At 70.6% G+C, this 23,382-nt stretch carries 25 protein-coding genes; 19 read left to right on the forward strand and 6 right to left on the reverse strand.

Features of this window, described 5'->3' with window-relative positions; all coding sequences use genetic code 11:
* Positions 1–169 precede the first annotated feature (169 nt).
* The 3 genes from ACWDY5_RS02900 to ACWDY5_RS02910 are packed head-to-tail and all read left to right on the forward strand — an operon-like array spanning position 170 to position 2,548.
* Positions 170–1,243 carry an acyltransferase family protein gene (locus ACWDY5_RS02900; protein WP_449720671.1) on the forward strand — a complete coding sequence of 358 codons (1,074 nt, stop codon included), beginning with the start codon at positions 170–172 and terminating at the stop codon, positions 1,241–1,243.
* 10 nt (positions 1,244–1,253) lie between these two features.
* Positions 1,254–1,904 carry an L-threonylcarbamoyladenylate synthase gene (locus ACWDY5_RS02905; RefSeq protein ID WP_449720672.1) on the forward strand — a complete coding sequence of 217 codons (651 nt, stop codon included), beginning with the start codon at positions 1,254–1,256 and terminating at the stop codon, positions 1,902–1,904.
* Positions 1,901–2,548 (forward strand): cyclase family protein, encoded by a 648-nt coding sequence (locus ACWDY5_RS02910; protein WP_449720673.1) that lies wholly within the window; start codon positions 1,901–1,903, stop codon positions 2,546–2,548. The genes ACWDY5_RS02905 and ACWDY5_RS02910 overlap by 4 nt, the downstream gene beginning before the upstream one ends.
* Here the strand turns inward: ACWDY5_RS02910 and ACWDY5_RS02915 are convergent.
* Positions 2,545–3,351: a polysaccharide deacetylase family protein gene (locus ACWDY5_RS02915; RefSeq protein ID WP_449720674.1), complete on the reverse strand. Its 807-nt coding sequence runs from the start codon at positions 3,349–3,351 to the stop codon at positions 2,545–2,547. The two genes, ACWDY5_RS02910 and ACWDY5_RS02915, sit on opposite strands and share 4 nt — an antisense overlap.
* Before the next feature lie 332 nt (positions 3,352–3,683).
* Here ACWDY5_RS02915 and ACWDY5_RS02920 point away from each other — a divergent pair, with 332 nt between their 5' ends.
* From ACWDY5_RS02920 to atpD, 10 genes are all read left to right on the forward strand, one after another.
* Positions 3,684–4,829: a glycosyltransferase family 4 protein gene (locus tag ACWDY5_RS02920; RefSeq protein ID WP_283661262.1), complete on the forward strand. Its 1,146-nt coding sequence runs from the start codon at positions 3,684–3,686 to the stop codon at positions 4,827–4,829.
* Between the two features lie 490 nt (positions 4,830–5,319).
* Entirely contained in the window at positions 5,320–5,742 is a 423-nt protein-coding gene (locus tag ACWDY5_RS02925) for a hypothetical protein (RefSeq protein ID WP_449720675.1), read from the forward strand.
* A 116-nt stretch (positions 5,743–5,858) separates the two neighbouring features.
* Positions 5,859–6,083, forward strand: coding sequence for a hypothetical protein (locus tag ACWDY5_RS02930; protein ID WP_441310407.1), 225 nt, complete (start codon positions 5,859–5,861; stop codon positions 6,081–6,083).
* A gap of 5 nt (positions 6,084–6,088) precedes the next feature.
* Complete coding sequence (gene atpB, locus ACWDY5_RS02935; protein WP_449720850.1) at positions 6,089–6,880, forward strand: F0F1 ATP synthase subunit A; 792 nt, start codon at positions 6,089–6,091, stop codon at positions 6,878–6,880.
* 64 nt (positions 6,881–6,944) lie between these two features.
* Positions 6,945–7,178 carry an ATP synthase F0 subunit C gene (gene atpE, locus ACWDY5_RS02940; RefSeq protein WP_441310406.1) on the forward strand — a complete coding sequence of 78 codons (234 nt, stop codon included), beginning with the start codon at positions 6,945–6,947 and terminating at the stop codon, positions 7,176–7,178.
* A gap of 29 nt (positions 7,179–7,207) precedes the next feature.
* The gene (locus tag ACWDY5_RS02945; RefSeq protein WP_449720676.1) at positions 7,208–7,765 is read left to right on the forward strand and encodes a F0F1 ATP synthase subunit B; all 558 of its coding nucleotides are present in this window, start codon (positions 7,208–7,210) and stop codon (positions 7,763–7,765) included.
* Between the two features lie 8 nt (positions 7,766–7,773).
* The gene (locus tag ACWDY5_RS02950; RefSeq protein WP_449720677.1) at positions 7,774–8,604 is read left to right on the forward strand and encodes a F0F1 ATP synthase subunit delta; all 831 of its coding nucleotides are present in this window, start codon (positions 7,774–7,776) and stop codon (positions 8,602–8,604) included.
* 85 nt (positions 8,605–8,689) lie between these two features.
* Positions 8,690–10,336 carry a F0F1 ATP synthase subunit alpha gene (atpA, locus tag ACWDY5_RS02955; protein WP_449720678.1) on the forward strand — a complete coding sequence of 549 codons (1,647 nt, stop codon included), beginning with the start codon at positions 8,690–8,692 and terminating at the stop codon, positions 10,334–10,336.
* An 8-nt stretch (positions 10,337–10,344) separates the two neighbouring features.
* Positions 10,345–11,274, forward strand: coding sequence for a F0F1 ATP synthase subunit gamma (locus ACWDY5_RS02960; protein WP_449720679.1), 930 nt, complete (start codon positions 10,345–10,347; stop codon positions 11,272–11,274).
* A 1-nt stretch (position 11,275) separates the two neighbouring features.
* Positions 11,276–12,697 (forward strand): F0F1 ATP synthase subunit beta, encoded by a 1,422-nt coding sequence (gene atpD, locus ACWDY5_RS02965; RefSeq protein WP_449720680.1) that lies wholly within the window; start codon positions 11,276–11,278, stop codon positions 12,695–12,697.
* 71 nt (positions 12,698–12,768) lie between these two features.
* Here the strand turns inward: atpD and ACWDY5_RS02970 are convergent, their stop codons facing one another.
* Together ACWDY5_RS02970 and ACWDY5_RS02975 are read right to left on the reverse strand one after the other, a co-directional pair.
* Positions 12,769–14,130 (reverse strand): hypothetical protein, encoded by a 1,362-nt coding sequence (locus tag ACWDY5_RS02970; protein ID WP_449720681.1) that lies wholly within the window; start codon positions 14,128–14,130, stop codon positions 12,769–12,771.
* Entirely contained in the window at positions 14,112–14,654 is a 543-nt protein-coding gene (locus ACWDY5_RS02975; RefSeq protein WP_449720682.1) for a SigE family RNA polymerase sigma factor, read from the reverse strand. The genes ACWDY5_RS02970 and ACWDY5_RS02975 overlap by 19 nt, the downstream gene beginning before the upstream one ends.
* A 115-nt stretch (positions 14,655–14,769) precedes the next feature.
* On the opposite strand from ACWDY5_RS02975, the gene ACWDY5_RS02980 reads away from it, so the two are divergent.
* Both ACWDY5_RS02980 and ACWDY5_RS02985 read left to right on the forward strand, forming a co-directional pair.
* Positions 14,770–15,135 (forward strand): F0F1 ATP synthase subunit epsilon, encoded by a 366-nt coding sequence (locus ACWDY5_RS02980; RefSeq protein ID WP_252484075.1) that lies wholly within the window; start codon positions 14,770–14,772, stop codon positions 15,133–15,135.
* A 24-nt stretch (positions 15,136–15,159) separates the two neighbouring features.
* Positions 15,160–15,591, forward strand: coding sequence for a DUF2550 domain-containing protein (locus ACWDY5_RS02985; protein ID WP_252484074.1), 432 nt, complete (start codon positions 15,160–15,162; stop codon positions 15,589–15,591).
* Positions 15,592–15,641: 50 nt separating this feature from the next.
* On the opposite strand, the gene ACWDY5_RS02990 is transcribed toward ACWDY5_RS02985, so the two are convergent.
* Positions 15,642–16,214, reverse strand: a complete 573-nt coding sequence (locus ACWDY5_RS02990) for a cob(I)yrinic acid a,c-diamide adenosyltransferase (protein ID WP_449720683.1) — start codon at positions 16,212–16,214, stop codon at positions 15,642–15,644.
* Positions 16,215–16,270: 56 nt separating this feature from the next.
* On the opposite strand from ACWDY5_RS02990, the gene murA reads away from it, so the two are divergent.
* Together murA and ACWDY5_RS03000 are read left to right on the forward strand one after the other, a co-directional pair.
* The gene (murA, locus tag ACWDY5_RS02995) at positions 16,271–17,539 is read left to right on the forward strand and encodes a UDP-N-acetylglucosamine 1-carboxyvinyltransferase (protein WP_449720684.1); all 1,269 of its coding nucleotides are present in this window, start codon (positions 16,271–16,273) and stop codon (positions 17,537–17,539) included.
* 89 nt (positions 17,540–17,628) lie between these two features.
* The gene (locus ACWDY5_RS03000; protein ID WP_449720685.1) at positions 17,629–19,653 is read left to right on the forward strand and encodes a protein meaA; all 2,025 of its coding nucleotides are present in this window, start codon (positions 17,629–17,631) and stop codon (positions 19,651–19,653) included.
* Here ACWDY5_RS03000 and ACWDY5_RS03005 read toward each other — a convergent pair.
* Positions 19,613–20,194, reverse strand: a complete 582-nt coding sequence (locus ACWDY5_RS03005; protein WP_449720686.1) for a cysteine hydrolase family protein — start codon at positions 20,192–20,194, stop codon at positions 19,613–19,615. The two genes, ACWDY5_RS03000 and ACWDY5_RS03005, sit on opposite strands and share 41 nt — an antisense overlap.
* Positions 20,195–20,265: 71 nt before the next feature.
* On the opposite strand from ACWDY5_RS03005, the gene ACWDY5_RS03010 reads away from it, so the two are divergent.
* The gene (locus ACWDY5_RS03010; protein ID WP_449720687.1) at positions 20,266–21,216 is read left to right on the forward strand and encodes a GlxA family transcriptional regulator; all 951 of its coding nucleotides are present in this window, start codon (positions 20,266–20,268) and stop codon (positions 21,214–21,216) included.
* Here the strand turns inward: ACWDY5_RS03010 and ACWDY5_RS03015 are convergent.
* Positions 21,204–21,809, reverse strand: coding sequence for a TetR/AcrR family transcriptional regulator (locus tag ACWDY5_RS03015; RefSeq protein WP_449720688.1), 606 nt, complete (start codon positions 21,807–21,809; stop codon positions 21,204–21,206). The genes ACWDY5_RS03010 and ACWDY5_RS03015 overlap by 13 nt on opposite strands.
* Before the next feature lie 60 nt (positions 21,810–21,869).
* Between ACWDY5_RS03015 and ACWDY5_RS03020 the strand changes: the two genes are divergently transcribed.
* Positions 21,870–23,378: an FAD-dependent monooxygenase gene (locus ACWDY5_RS03020; RefSeq protein WP_449720689.1), complete on the forward strand. Its 1,509-nt coding sequence runs from the start codon at positions 21,870–21,872 to the stop codon at positions 23,376–23,378.
* The last annotated feature ends 4 nt before the right edge of the window (positions 23,379–23,382 follow it).

Below are 23,382 nucleotides of genomic sequence, written 5' to 3' on the forward strand. Positions count from 1 at the left end.
CAGAACTAGACCATTCGGGGGTGTTGCATGCGGGCAAGTGGACGTGATCAACGCCACTAAGTGTCCAATTTTTGCAACCCGATAGCCCGTTCCGGCAACTTGCTCACGAACGCGCCAACTTCGGGAGCAAAGCAGCATGAGGTCACTAGCCCACTCCGAGTATCTGGCCATGCGCCGTTTCGACGGCCTGGACGGGCTCCGCGCCATCGCCGCGATGATGGTCGTCTTCTTCCACTACGGCGGACCGGACCGGTTGCAGGGCTGGATCGGGGTGCAGGTGTTCTTCGTGCTCTCCGGCTACCTGATCACCACCCTGATGCTGCGTGAGGAGAGCCGCACCGGGAAGGTCGCGCTCAAGGCGTTCTACCTGCGCCGGGTCTTCCGCATCCTGCCGGTGTACTTCCTGATCCTGGCGGTCACCGCGATCTGCACCCTGGTCGCGGGCACCTACACCAGCTCCAACCTCGGCCCCGAGATGCCGCTGTACCTGACCTTCTTCAACGAGTTCGCCGGCGGCACCCCGTACGGCCACTCCTGGTCGCTGGGCATCGAGCAGAAGTTCTACCTGCTGTGGCCGCTGCTCGCCTTCGCCTTCGGCGCGTTCAGCCTGCGCAAGCGACTGGGCATCACCGGCCTGCTGATCGCGCTCGCGGTGGTGGCCACCCCGTTCACCATCGCCCCGCTGGCCTCCGGCTGGCCCGCGCACTACGTCTCGATCCTGCTGGGCTGCGTGGTGGCGCTGCTGATGCACCACAAGAGCGGCTACCGGTTCCTGCAGCCGCTGACCCACCCGGTGGCCGCCATCGGCATGGCCATCGCGGTCGTCGTGCTGCACAGCTTCCTCAAGCCGCTCGGCGACGCGCTCAACGGCCAGGCCGGCATCCCCGGCTTCGTCTGGGTGCTCTCGTTCTACCCGCTGGCCATCGCCCTGCTGCTGCCCGCGGTGGTCGCGCCGGGCCCGGTGCAGAAGCTGCTGTCCTGCCGCCCGATGGCCTACATCGGCGAGCGCTCCTACTCGCTGTACCTGGTGCAGTCCCTCGCGGCCTCCCTGGTCGTCGGCACCGGCCTCGGCCTGGAGGGCAGCTGGCTGGCCACCGCGGTCACCGTGGTCGCGCTGGGGCTGGCCGCGGTGCTCTACCGCACGGTCGAGGTGCCGATGATCAACCTGGGCCGGCGGGTGATCGCGGGCAAGCCGAAGGCCGAACCGGAGGAGCAGCGTCCGGCGCTGACCCCGGTCTCGTAGGCTGCACGGTGTGAGCACCGTCTACGACTGTGGCCAAGCGGAGTCCCGCGAGGCCGGGCTGGCCGCCGCGGCCGGCGCGTTGCGCGCCGGTCAGCTCGTGGTCCTGCCGACCGACACCCTCTACGGCATCGGCTGCGACGCCTTCGACGCCAACGCCGTGCAGTCGCTGCTGGACGCCAAGGGCCGGGGCCGGGACATGCCGGTCCCGGTGCTGGTCGGCAGCTGGACGACCATCGACGGCCTGGTGCTCTCCGTGCCGCACCAGGCGCGGGCGCTGATCGAGGCGTTCTGGCCGGGCGGGCTGTCCATCGTGCTGCCGCACGCCTCCTCGCTGGCCTGGGACCTCGGCGACACCAGGGGCACGGTGATGCTGCGGATGCCGCTGCACCCGGTGGCCATCGAGCTGCTGCGCGAGGTCGGCCCGATGGCGGTCTCCAGCGCCAACCGGTCAGGGCAGCCGCCGGCCACCACCGTCACCGAGGCCAGGGACCAGCTGGGCGAGCTGGTGCCGATCTACCTCGACGGCGGCCCGTGCGAGCAGGCGGTGGCCTCCACCATCGTCGACCTCACCGGCTCGGACCCGGTGGTGCTGCGCGAGGGCGCGGTCAAGATCGCCGAGATCAGCCAGGTGCTGGGCTTCGACGTCCGGCCGGCCCAGTGATCATCGACCTGAGCCACCGGATCACCGACGGCCTGCGCACCTACCCCGGCATGGCCGCGCCGCGGATCAGCACCGAGGTCAGCTACGCCGAGACCGCGGCCAGGATGGCCCCCGGCGTCAGCTTCCGCATCGACCGGATCGAGCTGGTCGGCAACACCGGCACCTACCTGGACACCCCGGCGCACTTCCACCCGGACGGCTACGACCTGGCCGGGCTGCCGCTGACCAGGGTGGTCGACGTGCCCGCGGTGGTGCTGGACGCCACCGGCGGCATCGGCCCGGACCTGCTCCGCGACGCGGGCGACCTGGCCGGCTGCGCGGTGCTGATCCACACCGGCTGGTCCCGGCACTGGGGCAGCGAGGCCTACTTCCTCGGCCACCCGTTCCTGACCGCCGACCTGGTGGCCGGCCTGATCGCCGCCGACCCGGCCCTGGTCGGCATCGACTCGCTCAACATCGACGACAACACCGACCCGGCCCGCCCGGCCCACCACGGCCTGCTCGGCGCGGGCATCCCGATCATCGAGCACCTCACCGGCCTGGACGCCCTCCCGGCCCGCGGCGCCCGGTTCACCGCCCTGCCCGCCCCGGTGGCCGGTATGGCCACGCTGCCGGTGCGCGCGGTCGCGGTGATTCCGGACTAGCCAGTCGCCCGCGAGGTTCCGAACATCTCATCCAGGGTCACCGGCTGGAGTCCGCGCTGCTCGATCAGCGCCTGGATGCGGCCGAACTCGTGCACCGCGGTCGGGTAGTTGGCGTGCGCCAAGATGACCGAGCCGGGCTTGAGCCACTTCTCGACCTCGCCGTAGAGCACGTCGGGCGCGAGCTTGCCGGAGTCGCCGAAGGACCCGTTCCACAGCACCATCCGGGTGTACCCGTGCTTGGCCGCGACCCGGTCCACCCTGGCGTCCCGGTTGCCGAAGGGCGGCCGCAGCCAGGGCCGCGCGGTCACGCCGAAGGTCTTCTCGATCCAGGCCTCATTACGCTCGATCTCCCGGCCGATCTCCTCGTCGGAGAGCTTGAGCAGGTTGGGATGGCTGTAGGTGTGGTTGCACAGCTGCACGGTGCCGGCCTGCTCCAGCTTGCGGATGCGGTCGGCGAACGGTTCCCAGTTGGCGTGGTACTGCCCGTTGGGACAGAAGGTCAGGTGCAGCCCCCGCTCCGCCAGCGCCACGTACCCGGCGACGCACTCCTTGCAGGTCCCGTCGTCGATGGTGAGCGCGAACCGGTTCCCGGCGTCGGCGGGACCCTTGCGGACCAGCTGGGGCTCGCCGGGGCGGGGCGGCGGGATGGGCGGCAGCGGCCGGGCGGCCGGGTCCGGGGCGTCGGAGGTCGTGGAACTCGCGGACGGGGGCGGCTGCTCCACCTCGTCGGGGCTGCCGCAGGCGACCAGGGCGGCCGCGGCGATACCCAGGGCGAGCAGAGTTCTCCATCGTGCGTCCCTCACATGGGTTGAGACGCGCGTGCGGGTGCGCGGTTGTGAGGCAGAACGTGTTCCCCGCCACGCGGCCTGCCGCCGCCGCGCTGCCGGGCACCGCCAGCGGCTTCGCCCCGGCCGCCCGTGCAACCGGAAGCGCCCCTCCCGCGTCCCCTGTTCAGGCGCCAACCGGCCCTGCCCCTACGCTTGCCCTAGCTCCGGCCGTCGCATCTCGGGCGGGTAACGTTGGAGCGCAGCCAGCCACCCCGCACGCCCCCGTCGCTCGGCTGGGAAGATCATCTCCCCGAAGGTCGTCCCCACCGCGCTCCCGATCCGCGAGGTTTGTCTCCGAAGTGGGCCCGATGCCTGCCATCGCAGCCGGACTCCCCGTCCGGGAGTACCTGCTCGTCTGCCTGGTCACCGCCGCGGTGACCTTCCTGCTCACCGGGCTCGTCCGGCTGCTGGCCCGCAAGGTCGGCGCGGTGGCCTACCCGAGGCAACGCGACGTGCACGCCAAACCCATGCCCAGGATGGGCGGGGTGGCCATGTACGGCGGGGTGCTGGCCGGGATGCTGCTCGCGCTGCACCTGCCCGCGCTGCGCCGGGCCTTCGACTACTCCTCCGACATCGTCGCGGTGGTGGTGGCCGGTGGGGTGATCGTGCTGGTCGGCGCGCTGGACGACCGGTTCGAGCTGGACTCGCTGACCAAGCTGGCCGGGCAGATCACCGCGTCCGGGTTGCTGGTGCTCTTCGGCGTCTCCTGGTTCTACTTCTGGGTGCCGTGGGAGGCCAACGGCGGCGGGGTGCTCTCGCTGGGGCCGGACCAGGGCGCGCTGCTGACCGTGTTCCTGTCCGTGACGATGATCAACGCGATGAACTTCGTGGACGGGCTGGACGGCCTCGCCGCCGGCATCGGCATGATCGCGGCCGCGGCCACCTGCGCCTTCTCCATCGGGCTGCTGGTCGAGCGCAACGGGGACGTGCAGGTCTACTCGCCCGCGCTGATCGGCGCGGTGCTGGCCGGCGCCTGCCTCGGCTTCCTGCCGCACAACTTCAACCCGTCCCGGATCTTCATGGGCGACTCCGGGTCGATGCTGATCGGCCTGATGCTGGCCGCGGCCAGCACCACCGCCTCCGGCAAGATGGACTACAGCGCCTACAAGGCCTCCGACCTGATCGCGATGCTGTCCCCGCTGGTCGTGGTGGCCGCGGTGCTGTTCGTGCCGCTGCTGGACCTGGTGATGGCCGTGGTCCGCCGGACCAGGGCCGGGCGCAGCCCGTTCTCGGCGGACAAGATGCACCTGCACCACCGGCTGCTGGAGATCGGCCACTCGCACCGGCGGGCGGTGCTGTTGATCTACTTGTGGGCCGCCGTGCTGGCTTTCGGCGCGGTCTCGCTGAGCCTGTTCGACATCTCCACGGTGGTCTGGGGCGTGAGCATCGGACTGCTGCTCGCCCTGCTCGCCTCCGCGGTGCCGAGGCTGCGGGACGCCCGTCGCGCACGGTGATCATCGGCCGGTCACCCTCATTCGGAAGAGTGGTGAGTCCGGCCGCGGAAATCACTGTCCGGCACCGTGATTTCCGCTTTATCCGCGCTGTGGACGGCTTCTGAGGCCGCCATTGCGCGGTGCGGGATGAGGCCAGGGATGCTGCCGCGGCGGGCCGGCGGTGGCCTTCGCCCGCACCCCCGCGCGAGCGCGCACACGAGGCCGGACCTGTGTTCGGGTCAGCCGTCCCGGTTCGCGGCGGCGCGCGGCGCGACCGGGAATTCACCGATGAATTCCTTTGGGTGATTTTGTTCCGAGGCCCTGGGAAATGCGCGTGGGTATTGCGCGCCGCGGTCCGGTGCGGGCAAATGTCCGGTACGTCGGAAATGGCGGTGAATTCGACCGGGACAGTGCCGGGCGGGGCTGGGCAAGATCGTCTAGATACGCCTGTTCCGGCGTCAGGTCAACCCCCCTGTTAGGGCGGCTTAACGTGGCTGACACACTGGTGCCCGTGAGCGAAGAGGTCCAGGTCAACTGGGTGGAACCGAAGACGGCGCCGACGATCGTCGTCGTCGGGGTCCTCGCTGTGGCCGTCGCCGTGGCCGGCTGGTTCATGGGCGGGCCGATCGAGGCGCTGGCGCCGCTGGCCGGTGCGGCGATCGTGGTCCTGTTCTTCTTCTCCGGGGCCTGGGTGGTCTCCAGGGTGGCCCGGCACATGCCCGAGATGGTCCTCGCGGTCGGCCTCGGCTCCTACATCTTCCGGCTGCTCGCGGTGCTCGGGACGCTGTTCCTGCTGCGTGCGGCCGGGCTGCCGCCCAAGTGGATCGCCGCGGGCGTGGTTGCCGCCGTGCTCGGCTGGATCGTCTCGATGACGATCACCGTTGTGCGGATGCGACCGGGGCTCGGCGGCGTGCGACCTGGCTCCGGTAAGTAATGAAGAACACCGAAAACCCCCGTCCGGGCGGCCCGCAATCGCCTGATATGGTGCCTTCGACCGAAGAGGAAAGATCACCCTCCTCGGCTCAAGGAGGGGTCGGCCAAGCCTGGTCAGTGCTCTCCGTCCTGTTCGCCGGTCTCATCATCTGGGGCGGCATCGGGATGGGGCTCGACAAGCTGCTTGAGACGAAGTTCCTTACCCCGATCGGAGCGCTCATCGGCTTCGGCGGATCGATCTACCTGATCATCGTGAAGTACGGCCGCCCGGGCGACCTTACTGGTTCCCCCAAGGCTGACGTGCCGCCTAGTAGGACCGACGACACGGAGGACAAAGGGTGAGCCAGATGCTGCTGGCCGCGACCGGCGAGGGCGACGGCTTCAAGCCGCCAACCGTCGAACACACCTTCTTCTTCGACAAGGTGGGCGACGGGACCATCATCGCCTCGGTCAAGGCGATGACGCTGCTGGGCATCGGGGCGGTCATCGTCATCGCCCTCATGCTCTGGACCTCGCGCAACGCGAAGGTCATCCCCAGCAAGGTGCAGTTCCTCGGTGAGAGTATCTACGGCTTCGTTCGGAACTCGATCGCCGTGGACATGATGGGCAAGCGGGACGGGCTGCGTTACGCGCCGTTCCTGGCCTCGCTGTTCATCTTCATCCTGGTACTGAACCTCTTCGGCATCGTGCCGCTGGCCCAGTACCCGGTGACCAGCCACCTGGCCATTCCCGCGGTGCTGTCCATCCTCGTCTACATCATCTACAACGTGGTGGGCATCCGGAAGCACGGCTTCCTCGGCTACTTCAAGCTGATGACCGTCCCGCCCGGTGTGCCGGTCGCGGTGCTGCCGCTGGTCGCGCTGATCGAGTTCGCCTCGAACTTCCTGATCCGGCCGTTCACCCTGGCCGTCCGGTTGTTCGCGAACGCCTTCGCCGGCCACCTGATCCTGACGATCTTCGGCACCGCCACTCTGTACATGATCAGCTCGGGCAGCCTGGTCACCGTGGTCGCCCCGCTGTCCGCGGGCATGTTGATCATCATGACCTTCTTCGAGCTGTTGGTGGCCGCTCTGCAGGCGTACGTGTTCACCGTACTGGCCGCCTTCTACATCCAGAGTGCTCTCGCCGACGAGCACTGAGTCGCCCAGCAAGATCTTCCGCACTCAGTGCGGCAAGTAAAGAACCGAAAGGACACCGATCCAGATGATCGACGTCGTTGCCAACCTCGCCGCGATCGAGGGCAACCTCAACACCATCGGTTACGGCCTTGGCGCGATCGGCCCGGGCATCGGCGTGGGCCTCGTGTTCGCCGCCTACCTGCAGGCCAACGCCCGCCAGCCCGAGGTAGCCGGCCTCAACCGGACCTGGCTGATCCTGGGTATGGCCCTCGTCGAGGCGCTGGCCCTGCTGGGCTTCGTGCTCGCGTTCGCGGTCTGACCTCGTCCCACTGACGGCTAGGAGTCGCGATGAGTGAGGTATCGGCAGCCGTCGTGCTGGCCGCGGGGGACACCGTCTTCCCGCTGGGCCTGCCGCTCGGCGAGATCATCCTCGGCCTGATCGCCTTCGGTGTTGTCTTCTTCGTGCTGAAGAAGTACGCCTTCCCTCAGTTCGAGAAGGCGTACGAAGCTCGCACCGAGGCGATCGAGGGCGGTATCGCCAGGGCTGAGAAGGCCCAGGCGGAAGCGCAGTCAGCGCTCGAGCAGTACCGCGCGCAGCTCGCTGACGCGCGGGCCGAGGCGGCCCGGATCCGGGACGACGCGCGTGCCGAAGGGCAGCAGATCGTCGCCGAGATGCGGGAGCAGGCGCAGGCCGAGTCCGCGCGCATCGTGGCTCAGGGCCAGGCAGCGCTCGCCGCGCAGCGGGCGCAGATCGTCGCGGAGCTCCGCGGTGACCTGGGCCGGATCGCGGTCGACCTGGCCGGTCGCGTGGTGGGCGAGTCCCTTGAGGACGAGTCCCGCCGCCGCGGCACCGTCGACCGCTTCCTCGACGAGCTGGACGCCACCTCGGCGCCGGCCGGGAAGTGAGCGGGACGATGACTGCGACGCAGCACGCCGCGAGCCGAGAGGCCTTCGCCGCCGCCGCCGCGCGGCTGTCCCAGGTCACCTCCGACGCCAGCGGCGACACGCTGGGCACGCTCGCCGACGAGCTGTTCGCCGTCGTCAGCCTGCTCGGCAGGGAGCCCGGGCTGCGCCGGACGGTGGCCGACCCGGCGACCGACCCGGCCGCACGGGACCAGCTCGTCCGAGGGCTGCTCGGCGGCAAGGTGACCAAGGAGACGCTGAGCGTGCTCTCCGCGGTGGTCACCGCGCGCTGGTCCAGCCCGCGTGAGCTGGTGGACGGGGTCGAGACGCTCGGCCGGACCGCCCTGCTCACGCAGGCGGAGCGGGCCGGGCGGCTGGACGCGGTCGAGGACGAGCTGTTCCGCCTCGGCCGCATCGTGGCCGCGGACGGTCAGCTCGACTGGCTGCTCTCCGAGGCCACCGGCGACGCCGAGGGCAAGCGCGCGCTGCTGCGCGGGCTGCTCGGCGGCAAGGTCGAGAAGGCCACCCTCGCACTGGCGGAGCAGCTGGTCACCAGCCTCCGCGGGCGCAACGCGGTGGACGGTCTCGAAGAGCTGGCCGATGCGGCCGCCAAGCGCCGGGAGCGTTCGGTGGCGCACGTCCGCACCGCGTTCGAGCTGACCGAGGCGCAGCAGGAGCGGCTCACCGCCACCCTGACGCGCATCTACTCGCGGCCGATCGCGCTGCACGTCGAGCTGGACCCATCGCTGGCCGGTGGCCTGGTGATCAAGGTCGGTGACGAGGTCATCGACGGAAGCGCGGCAGGCCGCCTGGAGGCGCTGCGCCGAACCCTGGCCGGCTGACGCCAGGGCAGGGGGATCCGGGACCCGGGTCCCCCACGACGAAGCACCCCCCTTCTTGAAGAACGAAGCGAGAGCAGGAACGACAATGGCGGAGCTGACGATCTCGTCGGACGAGATCCGCAGTGCGATCGAGAACTACGTCTCCAGCTACTCCCCGGAGGTCAGCCGGGAAGAGGTCGGGGTCGTCGCCACCACCGGTGACGGCATCGCCACTGTCGAGGGCCTGCCCTCGGCGATGACCAACGAGCTGCTGGAGTTCTCCGGTGGCGTGCTTGGTGTCGCGCTGAACATGGAGGTCCGCGAGATCGGCGTGGCGATCCTCGGCAACTACGAGGGTCTGGAAGAGGGCCAGGAGGTCAAGCGGACCGGCCAGGTGCTCTCCGTGCCGGTCGGCGACGGCTTCCTCGGCCGCGTGGTGAACCCGCTGGGCGACCCCATCGACGGTCTCGGCGAGATCGTCGCGGAGGAGCGCCGCGCGCTGGAGCTCCAGGCGGCCACCGTGGTGCAGCGGCAGTCGGTGAAGGAGCCGCTGCAGACCGGCATCAAGGCCATCGACGCGCAGACCCCGATCGGCCGCGGCCAGCGCCAGCTGATCATCGGTGACCGCAAGACCGGCAAGACCGCGGTCTGCGTCGACACCATCTTGAACCAGAAGGCCAACTGGGAGACCGGCGACCCGAAGCAGCAGGTGCGCTGCATCTACGTCGCGATCGGCCAGAAGGGCTCCACCATCGCCGCGGTGAAGAAGGCGCTGGAGGACCGCGGTGCGATGGAGTACACCACCATCGTCGCGGCCCCCGCCTCCGACGCGGCAGGCTTCAAGTGGCTGGCCCCGTACACCGGCTCGGCCATCGGCCAGCACTGGATGTACCAGGGCAAGCACGTCCTGATCGTCTTCGACGACCTGACCAAGCAGGCCGAGGCCTACCGCTCGATCTCGCTGCTGCTGCGCCGTCCGCCGGGCCGCGAGGCCTACCCGGGTGACGTCTTCTACCTGCACTCCCGTCTGCTGGAGCGCTGCGCGAAGCTCTCCGACGAGCTGGGCGCGGGCTCGATGACCGGTCTGCCGATCATCGAGACCAAGGCCAACGACGTCTCGGCCTACATCCCGACCAACGTCATCTCGATCACCGACGGCCAGTGCTTCCTCGAGTCGGACCTGTTCAACCAGGGTGTCCGGCCCGCGGTGAACACCGGTATCTCGGTCTCCCGAGTCGGTGGTTCGGCGCAGATCAAGGCCATGCGCAAGGTCGCCGGTTCGCTCCGCCTCGAGCTGTCCCAGTACCGCGAGCTGGAGGCCTTCGCGGCCTTCTCCTCCGACCTGGACCCGGTCTCCAAGGCCCAGCTGGAGCGCGGCGCCCGCCTGACCGAGCTGCTCAAGCAGTCCCAGTACAGCCCGTTCCCGGTCGAGGAGCAGGTCGTCTCGATCTTCACCGGCTCCAAGGGCTTCCTGGACTCGGTGCCGGTCGGCGACGTCCGCCGCTTCGAGACCGAGCTGCTCGACTCGCTGCGCCGCAACCACAAGGGCATCCTGGACGAGATCCGGGAGAGCCGGGACTTCTCCTCGGACAACGAGGAGCGCCTGTCGGCCGCGATCGAGAAGTTCAAGCAGGACTTCACCACCTCCGGCGGCGGCCGCGTGGTGAACGAGGCCGCCGCGGAAGCGCTGGCCGCTGACAAGGTCGGCGCGGAGTCCGTCAAGGTCAACCGCCCCGACCCGGCGAAGAAGTGAGCTGACCCATGGCAGCTGAACTTCGCGTCCTCAAGCAGAGGATCAGGGCGACCCAGTCGACCAAGAAGATCACGCGCGCGATGGAGCTGATCGCCACCTCCCGCATCGGCAAGGCGAAGGCGAAGGTGGCGGAGTCCCGCCCCTACGCCGAGGAGATCACCAACGTGCTCTCCGCGCTGGCCGACGCGACCACCCTTGACCACCCGTTGCTGGTGGAGCGCAAGCAGCCCAAGCGGGCCGCGGTGCTCGTGGTGACGAGCGACAAGGGTATGTGCGGCGGCTTCAACTCCTCGGTCATCAAGGCCGCGGAGGAGCTCCAGGCCCTGCTGCGCAAGCAGGGCAAGGAGCCGGTGCTCTACGTGATCGGCCGCAAGGGCCAGGGCTACTACAAGTTCCGCCAGCGCGAGGTGGCGGGCTCGTGGGTCGGCTTCACCGAGAAGCCGAACTACCGCAACGCGGTCGAGGTCGGCGACGAGCTGGTGCCGCTGTTCATGGCAGGCGCGGACGACACCGCCGACGGCCCTGGGCCGGACGGCGTGCGCGGTTTCGACGAGCTGCACGTGGTCTACACCGAGTTCAAGTCGATGCTCTCCCAGGTGCCGACGGTCAAGCGGGTGGCCCCCCTTGAGGTCGAGTTCTCGGAGAAGAGCGAGACCCCGAGCGCGGTGTACGACTTCGAGCCGGACGCCGAGACCCTGCTCGACGCACTCCTGCCGAAGTACATCAAGACCCGGCTGTTCTCGGCCCTGCTGGAGTCCGCGGCATCCGAGTCGGCGGCCCGCCAGCGGGCCATGAAGGCGGCAACGGACAACGCCACGGAGCTGATCCGTGTGCTCACCCGTGAGGCCAACCAGGCCCGCCAGGCCCAGATCACCCAGGAGATCAGCGAGATCGTCGGTGGCGCCAACGCGCTGGCTGCCGCGGGAAGTGATGAGTGAGATGACTACTGCAACTACCTCCGGCCGCGTGGTCCGGGTGACCGGCCCGGTCGTGGACGTGGAGTTCCCCCGCGACTCGGTGCCCGAGCTCTACAGCGCGCTGAACGTGGACATCACCCACGAGGCGATGGCCAAGATGCTGACCCTCGAGGTCGCCCAGCACCTCGGCGACAACCTGGTCCGCACCATCTCGATGCAGCCGCCGGACGGCCTGGTCCGCGGTGCCGAGGTGCGCGACACCGGCAAGCCGATCTCGGTGCCCGTCGGTGACGCGGTCAAGGGCCACGTGTTCAACGCCCTCGGCGAGTGCCTGGACAAGCCGGGTTACGCCAAGGACGCCGAGCACTGGGGCATCCACCGCCAGCCCCCGGCCTTCGACCAGCTCGAGCCCCGCACCGAGGTGCTGGAGACCGGTCTGAAGGTCGTCGACCTGCTCACCCCGTACGTCAAGGGTGGCAAGATCGGCCTGTTCGGCGGCGCGGGCGTCGGCAAGACGGTGCTCATCCAGGAGATGATCACCCGTATCGCCAGGAACTTCGGTGGCACCTCGGTGTTCGCCGGCGTCGGCGAGCGCACCCGTGAGGGCAACGACCTCATCGCCGAGCTCACCGAGTCCAAGGTGCTCAAGGACACCGCGCTCGTCTTCGGTCAGATGGACGAGCCGCCGGGCACCCGTCTCCGGGTCGCGCTGTCCGCGCTGACCATGGCGGAGTACTTCCGCGACGTCCAGAACCAGGACGTGCTGCTGTTCATCGACAACATCTTCCGGTTCACCCAGGCCGGTTCCGAGGTCTCCACGCTGCTGGGCCGCATGCCCTCCGCGGTGGGTTACCAGCCGAACCTGGCCGATGAGATGGGTCAGCTGCAGGAGCGGATCACCTCGACCCGCGGCCGCTCGATCACCTCGATGCAGGCGATCTACGTGCCCGCGGACGACTACACCGACCCGGCGCCTGCCACCACCTTCGCCCACCTGGACGCCACCACCGAGCTCTCTCGTGCGGTGTTCTCCAAGGGCATCTTCCCGGCGGTGGACCCGCTGGCCTCCAGCTCGACGATCCTGCACCCCACGGTCGTCGGCGAGGAGCACTACCGGGTCGCGCAGGAGATCATCCGGATCCTGCAGAAGTACAAGGACCTGCAGGACATCATCGCCATCCTCGGCATGGACGAGCTGTCCGAAGAGGACAAGGTGACGGTGAACCGGGCCCGCCGGATCGAGCGGTTCCTGTCGCAGAACATGTACGCGGCCGAGCAGTTCACCGGCCAGGCCGGTTCCACCGTGCCGGTCAAGGAGACCGTCGAGGCCTTCGACCGCCTCGCCAAGGGCGACTTCGACCACATGCCGGAGCAGGCCTTCTACATGTGCGGTGGCCTTGAGGACCTGGAGGCGAACTACCAGAAGCTCACCAAGAAGAGCTGACCGGTAGCACCCCCGAACACCACGAAGGCCGGGCTTCCCACTGGGAGGCCCGGCCTTCGTGCTTGTCCGGGCTAGCCGAGCGCGACCCGCTCGGGCCGGCCGCCCACGGTCACCTCGACCTCCCGCGCGTTCCCCGGCAGCACCGCGACCTCCTGGCCCGCGGCCTGCCACGGCGCGTCCGGGCCGGTGCGCCAGCGCAGGCCGGCGTGCTGCTGGGCGACCAGCCAGCCCTCCGCACCGGGCAGGCGCAGCTGGACCGGCAGCGCGGCGCGCTTGCCGGGCCCGCCGTAGCGCACGGTCTCCACCGAGCCGTCCAGCCGCACCAGGACCCCGTAGATCCGGGTGGGCCCGCCATCGGCGATCTCGGTGACGTAGAGCGAGCGGTTGCCGGACAGGCCCGCCATCAGCTCCCAGCGCTTCGGCTGGGACTCGCCGAGTGGATCGCGGTACTGGGGCTTGCCCAGCTCCGCCAGCCCGGCCCCGCGCAGCTCGTTCGGCGGCAGGAAGGGCTGGCCGGTGGAGCGCCGGAACGGCAGGCCCTGCGGCCCGTGCCAGTCGATGCCTGCCGCCTGCCTGGGCATCGGCAGCTCCTGGCCCGGGTCGTGCGGCGGCAGGTCCAGGTGCCAGACGTGCTCAGAGGCCAACTGCGGCCGCAGCAGGGGGCCGTGGCCGGTGAGGGTGAGCACGCTCTGCACCGGCTCGGCCCAGGCGGGCAGCGTGCGGACCGCCACGCCGTCGCTGAACAGCAGCCGCGAGCGCTCCCTGGTCACCACGCCGTCGTCGGTGATGGTCAGGCCGGGGGAGAACTCCACCGGCCTGCCCTGGTCCACCGCGAGCAGCGTGCGGTCGCCGGGGCCGAACAGGAACGCGCCCGCCGGGGCTCCCCGCTCGCGCGGCAGGTCCACACCGAGCAGCCGCACCTGACCATTGCCCGCGTCCTTGGCGACCAGCGACAGCATGGTGCCCTGCCAGGCGTCGCCGTCGACCGCGACCCGGTGCAGCAGCACCACCGCGGGTCCGGAGGCGGTCTCACCGGCCCAGTACACGTGCGCGCCGCCGAGCAGCCGGACCTCGGGCGTGCCGGGGACCTGCTGGCTCCACCAGGACCTCAGCCGGGACCTCGGCCAGTCCCGGTCGAAGACGGCCACCGCCTCCCGGCTCAGCGCGGTGTCCCCGGCCCGGCCGCCGAGGGCGTGCTGGCCGAACCTGGCGTCCGCGGCGAACTGCTCGGGCCGGAACCGGCCGAGGAAGTCCCAGACCACCGTGCCCAGCGCCAGCGCGAGCACCGTGCTCAGCGCGGTGGCCAGCACCAGCAGCCGCCTGCGTCGTCTGCGCCGCCTGCCACCGTGCACCACCCGGCCGGTGAACCCGGGCAGAGTGTCCACAGTGGACGCGGCGGCGGTGAGTGCTTCCTTCAGCTCGTCGGTGCGCATCGGCGGTCCCGGTCTTGGTCGGCGGTGAGATCGGCCCCCACGGGGTCGAGCAGGTCTCGGAGGCGGGCCAGGCCGCGGGAGGTCTGGCTCTTGATGGTGCCGACGCCGCAGCCGAGGGCCTGCGCGGCCTGCGCCTCGGTCAGGTCGTCGAAGTAGCGCAGCACCACCACGGTCCGCATCTTGTGCGGCAGTTCGGCCAGCGCCCGCAGCAGCGCGTCGCGGTCGGCGACCTGCTGCTCGTGGCCGGGCAGGCTGGGCGGGACCCCGTCCTCCAGCGGGGCCTCCCTGACCCGGCGGGAGCGGTGCCGCCAGCGGTTGGCCGCGGCGTTGGCCAGTGCGGCGCGCACGTAGGCCTCCGGCGCGGTGTTGATCCGGCGCCACTTGCCGTAGGTGCGTTCCAGCACCTCCTGCAGCAGGTCCTCGGCCGCGCCCCGGTCCCCGGCGCACAGCAGGTACGCCGTTCTCAGCAAGGCGGTCGAACGGGTCTCGACGAACGCGTCGAAGCCCTCATCGGCTCGCCCCATGAGCCCCCCTCCCCGGTTCTTTCGTCCCTTCAATACTTCTGACACCGGCCCGCCCCACCAAGTTGCCAGGGCACCGACTAAACTGGCCTTCAACGAGCACGCGAAGGAGATGCCCGTGGCTGAGATGTCCGTCCAGTTGGTCGCTGTCGAGCGCCGCCTGTGGTCTGGTACCGCGAAGATGGTGGTCGCCCAGACGACCGAGGGCGAGATCGGCATCCTGCCCAACCACGAGCCGGTGCTGGGCCAGCTGGTCGAAGGTGGTGTGGTGCGGATCACCACCACCGACGGCGAGGTGGTCACCGCGGCCGTACACGGCGGTTTCCTGTCCGTCACCGCCGACACGGTGAGTGTGCTGGCCGAGAGCGCCGAGCTGGGCCACGAGATCGACGTGGAGGCGGCCCGCCAGGACCTCAGCCACGCCGACGAGGCGGCCAGGGCCAGGGCCGCAAGCCGCCTCAAGGCCGCCGGTCAGCCGGTCTGACGCGCGGGACGGGTGGACGCAGCCGTGGACATCGCCGAAATCATCGGACTGGTCCTGGCTGCGGTGGCGGTCGCCATCGCCCTGCTCGCCTGGCGCCGTCTGCGCCTGCTGCGCCAGGGCGGCATCGACGTCGCCCTGCGCGACCAGCTTGGTGAGAAGGAACGCGGCTGGCACCTGGGCATCGGCCGGTACCGGGGCGACGAGTTCACCTGGTACCGCGTGCTGAGCCTGCGCTCGGGCCCGGACAAGGTGATCAGCCGCGCCGGGCTGGAGATCGACACCCGGCGCGAGCCGACCGGTTCGGAGACCTACGTGGTGCCCGCCGGGTCCACCGTGCTGCGCTGCCGGGGCGAGGACCTGGAGCTGGAGCTGGCGATGCCGACCGACGCGCTCACCGGTTTCCTGTCCTGGCTGGAGTCCGCACCGCCCGGACGCTCCATTCCCTGGGCGTCCTGAAGCTTTCGACCTGTGGCCCGCCAGCTCCGTGCTGGCGGGCCACAGTCGTGTCAGCCGTTCTTGCCCGGCACCCAGAGCACGTCGCCGTCCGGGTTGGCCGCCCTGGCCAGGATGAACAGCAGGTCGGAGAGCCGGTTCAGGTACTTCGCGGCCAGCTTGTTGGTGCGCTCGGGGTCGGCCTCCAGCAGCGCCCAGGTGCTGCGCTCGGCCCGGCGGGCGATGGTGCGGGCCTGGTGCAGCAGGGCCGCGCCGGGGGTGCCGCCGTTGAGGATGAACGAGTTCAGCTTGGGCAGGTCGGCGTTGAACTCATCGCACCAGCCCTCCAGACGGTCCACGTAGGCCTGGGTGATGCGCAGCGCGGGATAGGGCGGATCGGGCACGATCGGGGCGCACAGGTCCGCTCCGACGTCGAAGAGGTCGTTCTGGATGGCCTGGACCACCGGCCGCACGGCCTCGGCCAGGTCGCCGAGGGCCAGTGCGACGCCGAGCGAGGCGTTGGTCTCGTCGACGTCGGCGTAGGCGGCCAGCCTGGGGTCCGTCTTGGCAACCCGGGCGCCGTCGCCGAGCGCGGTGGTGCCGTCATCGCCGACACGGGTGTAGATACGCGTGAGGTGCACCGACATGCCCTGCACAGTACGGGTTTCGGTCACGCTCCGGCGTCCCCATACGATGGGTCATCGTGGGTGAGCATTTCCGGGTCAAGGGTGGCGCACGACTGGTCGGCGAGGTCGACGTCGTAGGCGCGAAGAACAGCGTGTTGAAGCTCATGGCGGCAGCCTTGCTGGCCGAGGGCACGACCACGATCACGAACTGCCCGGAGATCCTGGACGTCCCGTTGATGGGTGACGTGCTGCGGGGTCTTGGCTGCGAGGTGGACATCGACGGCGACGTCGCGCGGATCACCACGCCCGCCGAGCTGAACCACCGGGCCGACTTCGCCTCGATGAGCAAGCTGCGCGCCTCGGTGTGCGTGCTGGGCCCGCTGGTGGCCCGCTGCCGCAAGGCCGTGGTCGCGCTGCCCGGCGGCGACGCGATCGGCTCCCGGCCGCTGGACATGCACCAGAACGGCTTGCGCAAGCTGGGCGCCACCAGTGGCATCGAGCACGGCTGCGTGGTCGCTGAGGCGGAGAACCTGCACGGCGCGCAGATCTGGCTGGACTTCCCCAGCGTCGGGGCCACCGAGAACATCCTGATGGCCGCGGTGCTGGCCGAGGGCACCACGCTGATCGACAACGCCGCGCGCGAGCCGGAGATCGTCGACCTGTGCGTGATGCTGCAGCAGATGGGCGCCAAGATCGAGGGCGCGGGCACCTCCACGCTGACCGTGCACGGGGTGACCAAGCTGGAGCCGACCGAGCACCGGGTCATCGGCGACCGGATCGTGGGCGCCACCTGGGCGCTTGCCGCCGTGGCCACCCGCGGCGACCTGCACATCAAGGGCGTGAACCCGCACCACCTGGACCTGGTGCTGGAGAAGCTGCGCGCTGCCGGCGCCGAGGTCACGCTGACCGAGGAGGGCTTCCGGGTCGTGCAGGAGGGCCGCCCGCAGGCGGTGGACTTCGTCACGCTGCCCTACCCGGGCTTCGCCACCGACAACCAGCCGTTCGCGGTGGTGCTGGCCGCGGTCTCCGAGGGCACCTCGATGATCACCGAGAACGTCTTCGAGGCCCGCTTCCGCTTCATCGAGGAGATGATGCGGCTGGGCGCCGACGCCCGCACCGACGGCCACCACGCGGTGGTCCGCGGCGTGGAGAAGCTCTCCAGCGCCCCGGTCTGGGCCTCCGACATCCGCGCGGGCGCCGGCCTGGTCATCGCGGGCCTGTGCGCGGAGGGCGTCACCGAGGTCTGGGACGTCTTCCACATCGACCGCGGCTACCCCCGCTTCGTGGAGAACCTGCAGCGCCTGGGCGCCGACGTGCAGCGGGTCACCTCCGACCCGGAGCGCTGAGCCCGGACACGCTGTGAGGAATTGCACCTCGCAGGCTGGTTACTGGCCAGTACGCTGACTCGCACACACAGTCGTGAGCGAGGTGGCGAATGCCGTACCCGACCGACCACGAGCGCGACCGTCCGTGGGTGATGCGCACGTACGCGGGCCATTCCTCGGCGGCGGCCTCCAACGCGCTCTACCGGCGGAACCTGGAGAAGGGGCAGACCGGGCTCTCGGTCGCCTTCGACCTGCCGACCCAGACCGGCTACGACCCCGACCACGAGCTGACCAAGGGTGAGGTCGGCAAGGTCGGGGTGCCGGTCAGTCATCTCGGGGACATGCGGCAGCTGTTCGACGGGATCCCGCTGGACACCGCGAACACCTCGATGACCATCAACGCGACCGCGATGTGGCTGCTGGCCATGTACGTCACCGTCGCGCAGGAGCAGGCCGTCGAGGCCGGGCAGGACCCGGATGAGGTGCTGGGCAAGCTGTCCGGCACCACCCAGAACGACATCATCAAGGAATATCTCTCCCGCGGCACCTACGTCTTCCCGCCGGGGCCGAGCCTGCGCCTGATCACCGACATGGTGGCCTGGACGGTGCAGCACGTGCCGAAGTGGAACCCGATCAACATCTGCTCGTACCACCTGCAGGAGGTCGGCGCGACGCCGGTGCAGGAGCTCGCCTACTCGATGTGCACGGCGATCTCGGTGCTGGACGCGGTGCGCGACTCCGGTCAGGTGCCGCCGGAGCGGTTCGGCGCGGTGGTCGCGCGGATCTCCTTCTTCGTCAACGCCGGGGTGCGTTTTGTCGAGGAGATGTGCAAGCTGCGGGCCTTCGCCCAGCTGTGGGACGAGATCACCGAGCAGCGCTACGGCATCACCGACCCGAAGCAGCGGCGGTTCCGCTACGGCGTGCAGGTCAACTCGCTCGGGCTGACCGAGGCGCAGCCGGAGAACAACGTGCAGCGGATCGTGCTGGAGATGCTCGCGGTGAGCCTGTCCCGCAACGCCCGCGCCCGCGCGATCCAGCTGCCAGCCTGGAACGAGGCGCTCGGCCTGCCGCGGCCCTGGGACCAGCAGTGGGCGCTGCGCATGCAGCAGGTGCTGGCCTACGAGACCGACCTGCTGGAGTACGAGGACCTCTTCGACGGCTCGCCGGTGGTGGCGGCCAAGGTCGAGGAGATCGTCAGCGGGGCGCGCGCGGAGATCGACCGGGTGCAGGCCATGGGTGGCGCGGTGACCGCGGTGGAGAGCGGCTACATGAAGTCCGCGCTGGTCTCCTCGCTGGTGGAGCGCCGCCGCCGGGTGGAGTCCGGCGAGGACGTGGTGGTCGGGGTGAACAAGTTCACCACCACCGAACCCAGCCCGTTGCAGGCCGAGGGCGCCAAGGCGATCGAGTCCATCGACCCCGCGGTCGAGCGGCACGCGGCCGAGGCGGTCGCCGCCTGGCGGGCGGATCGCGACCAGTCCACTGTGGACAGAGTGCTGGACGAGCTGCGGGACGCGGCCAAGACCGAGGCGAACCTGGTCGAGGCCACCCTGGCCTGCGTCAAGGCCGGGGTGACCACCGGCGAGTGGGCAGGCGCGCTGCGCGAGGTCTTCGGCGAGTACCGCGCGCCCACCGGGGTGGCCGCGGCCTCGGCCGCGGGCCCGGCGGGCGAGGCGCTGGCCGTGGTGCGCGAGCGGGTGCGGGCCGCGGGCGAGGAGATCGGCTCCCGGCTGCGCATCCTGGTTGGCAAGCCCGGCCTGGACGGGCACTCCAACGGTGCGGAGCAGGTCGCGGTGCGTGCCCGGGACGTCGGGTTTGAGGTTGTGTACCAAGGCATCCGGCTCACCCCGGCGCAGATCGTGGCCGCCGCGGTGCAGGAGGGCGTGCACGTGGTCGGCCTGTCCGTGCTCTCCGGCTCGCACCTGGAGGTGGTGCCCGCGGTGGTCGAGGGCCTGCGCGCGGCCGGTGCGGAGGACGTGCCGGTGATCCTGGGCGGCATCATCCCGCCGGAGGACGGCGAGCTGCTGCTGAGCCGGGGCGTGGCCAGGGTGTTCACGCCCAAGGACTACGAGCTGACCGAGATCATGGACGAGATCGTCACCGTGGTCCGGGAAGCGCACGGGTTGCCGGGACGGTAGCGAGCACCGCGGCGGTCGTGGTCACCTCGCCGAAGTTGCCGTGCAGGTTGGCCGCGGTGGCCCTGGTGAACTCCGCCGCGGTGATCACCGAGCCGTCCGGCGCGGTCTCGTCGAAGGTGAAGGTCGCGTCCAGGGCCACCCGCAGCCGGTAGCCCAGGTCGCCGGCCACCCGGCTGGTGGTCTCCACGCACCGGTTGGTCTGGATGCCCGCGGTCACCACCTCCTCGATCCCGTTGTCCCGCAACCACTTGTGCAGGTCCACGTCGCCGTGGAAGGACGAGTGCACGCTCTTGCGCACCAGCAGCGCGGGGGTGACGCCGTCCAGTTCGGGCTTGAGCTCGTTGCCCGGCGTGCCGGGTGCCAGCGGCGAGCCGGGCTTCGTGGAGTCGTGGCGCACCACCACGATCGGCAGTCCGGCCCGCTGCCAGGCGGTGGCCAGCGCGTGGATGTTGGCCTCGGCGTCCGGGTTGTTGCGGCGGCCCCAGAAGGCACTGTCGTCGAAGCCGCGTTGTACGTCGATCAGGATGAGTGCGGTGGTCATGCCGGAAGTCTGCGCTGTGCCGCGGCCTGCGGGGGAGTGGCAGAACTGGCACGATGCGCTACTTTTCTGCCATGTACACCGTGGGCCTGCTCGTGCTGCCCGGCACCCGGACCTTCGACATCGCGGTGCCGGCCGAGGTGTGGGGCGTGGACCGGACCGACTCCGCCATCGGCCCGTTCGCGCTGCGGATCTGCACCCAGGGCCGCAAGCCGCTGGCGCTGCACCCGGTCGGCGATCTCCGTGCCACACATGGGTTTTCCGGCCTGCTGGACTGCGACCTGGTGATCGCGCCGGGCCGGGCCGACCCGCACGCGCCGGTCCCGGCGGCCGCGGTCCGCGTGCTGCGGCAGGCACACGCGGCCGGGATCACCCTGGCCGCACTGTGCTCCGGCGCGTTCACCCTGGCCGCCGCCGGCCTGCTGGACGGCCGCCCGGCCACCACGCACTGGCGGCTGCTGGCCGCGCTGGCCGAGCGCGCGCCGCTGGCCAGGCTGAGCCCTGAGGTGCTGTTCACCGACGACGGCGACGTGCTCACCTCGGCGGGCGTGGTCGGCGGCGTGGACCTGTGCCTGCACCTGGTGCGCCGGGACTTCGGCGCGGACCTGGCCGCCCGGCTGGCCAAGCGGATGGTGATGCCGGCGGCCCGCTCCGGCGGCCAGCGGCAGTTCGTGGACACCCCGTTGCCCGGCCGCCCCGACGGCCCGGACATCGGGTCCACTGTGGACTGGGCGCGGCAACGGCTGGCCGAACCCCTTGGCGTGCCGGAGCTCGCCGAGCGGTCGGGCATGAGCGAGCGCACCTTCCATCGCGCGTTCACCGCCGCCACCGGCACCACGCCAGGACGCTGGCTGCAGGCCGAGCGGCTGCGCTTCGCCCGGCAGCTGCTGGAGACCACGGCGCTGCCGGTGGCGCGGGTGGCGCAGCGGGCCGGGCTGGGCACCGCGGCGAACCTGCGCCGCCGTCTGCACGCCGAGCTCGGGGTCGGCCCGGCGGCCTACCGCCGGACCTATCAGGTCTGCTGACCCAGCCCGGACTCCAGCAGGTCGAAGGCCCGGTCGATGTGCGCGCGCCGCCGGGCCACCGTCTTGGCCGGGGTGCCGTCCAGGACGGCCCTGGCGTTGGCGAAGAACACCGAGCGGACCGTGGCCAGCACCATGCCCGCGACCTGCCAGGCCCGCGGATCCCGTTGTCCGCCAAGGAGTTCCACCAGCGCCGCCTCGGTGTCGCGCAGGTGTTCCAGCAGGCGCAGCTGGAGGGCGGGGCTGGCCTTGATCACGCTCCAGAACCGGGGGAAGCCGTCCACCGCGCCGGAGAGCGGATGGTTGGCCGCGGTCAGCTCGTGGCAGAGCCGGCGCACCGCCGCGGTGACCGACAGCTCGCCGCGGCCGGTGATCGCCGAGGTGAGCACCTCGATGATCTCCTCGTGCCGGTCGAGGTAGAGGTCCTCCTTGCGCGGGAAGTAGTTGAACACGGTCATCTTGGACACCTCGGCCGCCTCGGCGACCTCGGCCACGGTCACCGCGTCGAAGCCCCTGGCGAGGAACAACTCGGTGGCCACGTTGGAGATCCGCTGCCGCGTCTCGCGCTTCTTCCGCTCCCGGAGCCCCATGTCCATGCCGGAAATGTACCAAACATATAAATTGACTCGGTAAAAGTTTGGTTGGACTCTGGGCACATGACCAAACCCGTGATCGTGGCAGGCGCAGGCCCCACCGGACTGATGCTGGCCTGCGAGCTGCGCACCCATGGCGCGGACGTGCTCGTCCTGGAACGACTCGCCGAGCCCAGCCAGGTGATCAAGGCAGGCGCCATCAACACCCGCACCGCGGACACCCTGGCCAGGCACGGCCTGCTGGCCGAGGTGCACCGGGCGATCGGCGGCAACCTGAGCAGGTTCATCGAGATGATGCGCCGACAGAACCCCGACCTGCCGGAGGACTACCGGCCGACGCGCTTCGGTGGCCACTTCGCCGGGCTGACCGGCCTCGACCTGTCTCGGCTGGACTTCACCGACCCCGACCTCAGCCCGCGCGCGGCCGAGGGCGTGTACCCGATGACCCAGCAGGAGGTCGAGGCGATCCTGGGCGGCTGGGCGGCCCGGCTCGGCGTGCCGGTGCGCCGCGGCGTGGAGCTGACCGGGTTCGCCGAGGACGCCGAGGGCGTGACCGTCACGCTGGCCTCCGGGGAGACCGTGCGCGGCTCCTACTTGGTCGGCTGCGACGGCGGCCGCAGCCAGGTGCGCAAGCAGGGCGGCTTCCCCTTCCCCGGCACCCCGGCCACCATCACCGGCTACCAGGCCATCGTCGAGCTCGACGACCCGATGGCGCTTTCCCTTGGCTGGCAACACCTTCCCGGCGGCGTGCTGGTCTACGGCCCGACGCCAGGCCGGATCCTCACCGTGGAGCTGGACGGCCCGCCGGCCGACCGGGACGCGCCGATCACCGCGCAGGAGCTGACCAGGGCGCTGCGCCGGGTGAGCGGCACCGAGGTCACCGTGACCAAGGTCGAGGTGGCCACCCGGTTCACCGACAACGCCCGCCTGGTCCCGGAGTACCGCAGGGGCCGGATCCTGCTGGCGGGCGACGCCGCGCACGTGCACCCGCCCTTCGGCGGCCAGGGCCTCAACCTGGGCCTGCAGGACGCGGCCAACCTGGGCTGGAAGCTGGCCGCGGTGGCCGTCGGCCGGGCCGGGGAGTCGCTGCTGGAGACCTACACCGCGGAACGGCGCCCGGCCGCGGAGTTCGTGCTGCGGATGAACCGGGCCCAGGTCGCGGTCATGCAGAACACCCCGCAGGCGGCCGCGCTGCCCGAGCTGCTCACCGAGCTGATCGGGACCGGGGACACCAACCAGTACCTGGTCAAGTTCATCGCCGGCCAGCACACCCGCTACGACCTGGGCGGCGGGCACGAGCTGACCGGCCGGTTCGCCCCGCCGCTGAACCTGCCCGTCTACGCCGGCTGGGTGCTGGCCGACCTCACCGGCGACCCGGAGCTGGCCGGGCTGGCAGGCGATCACGTGCGCGTGTTCCCGGCCGAGGACCCGTCCCGGCCCGAGCTGGCCGCGGCGCTGATCCGCCCGGACGGCTACGTGGCCTGGGCCGCCGACCGGGACAACCCGGACCGGGCGGGCCTGCGCACCGCGCTGGAAACCTGGCTCGGCGCCACGCTGACCCCGGCCCGCTGAGGCG

It is taken from the genome of Crossiella sp. NPDC003009 (genome assembly GCF_053591555.1).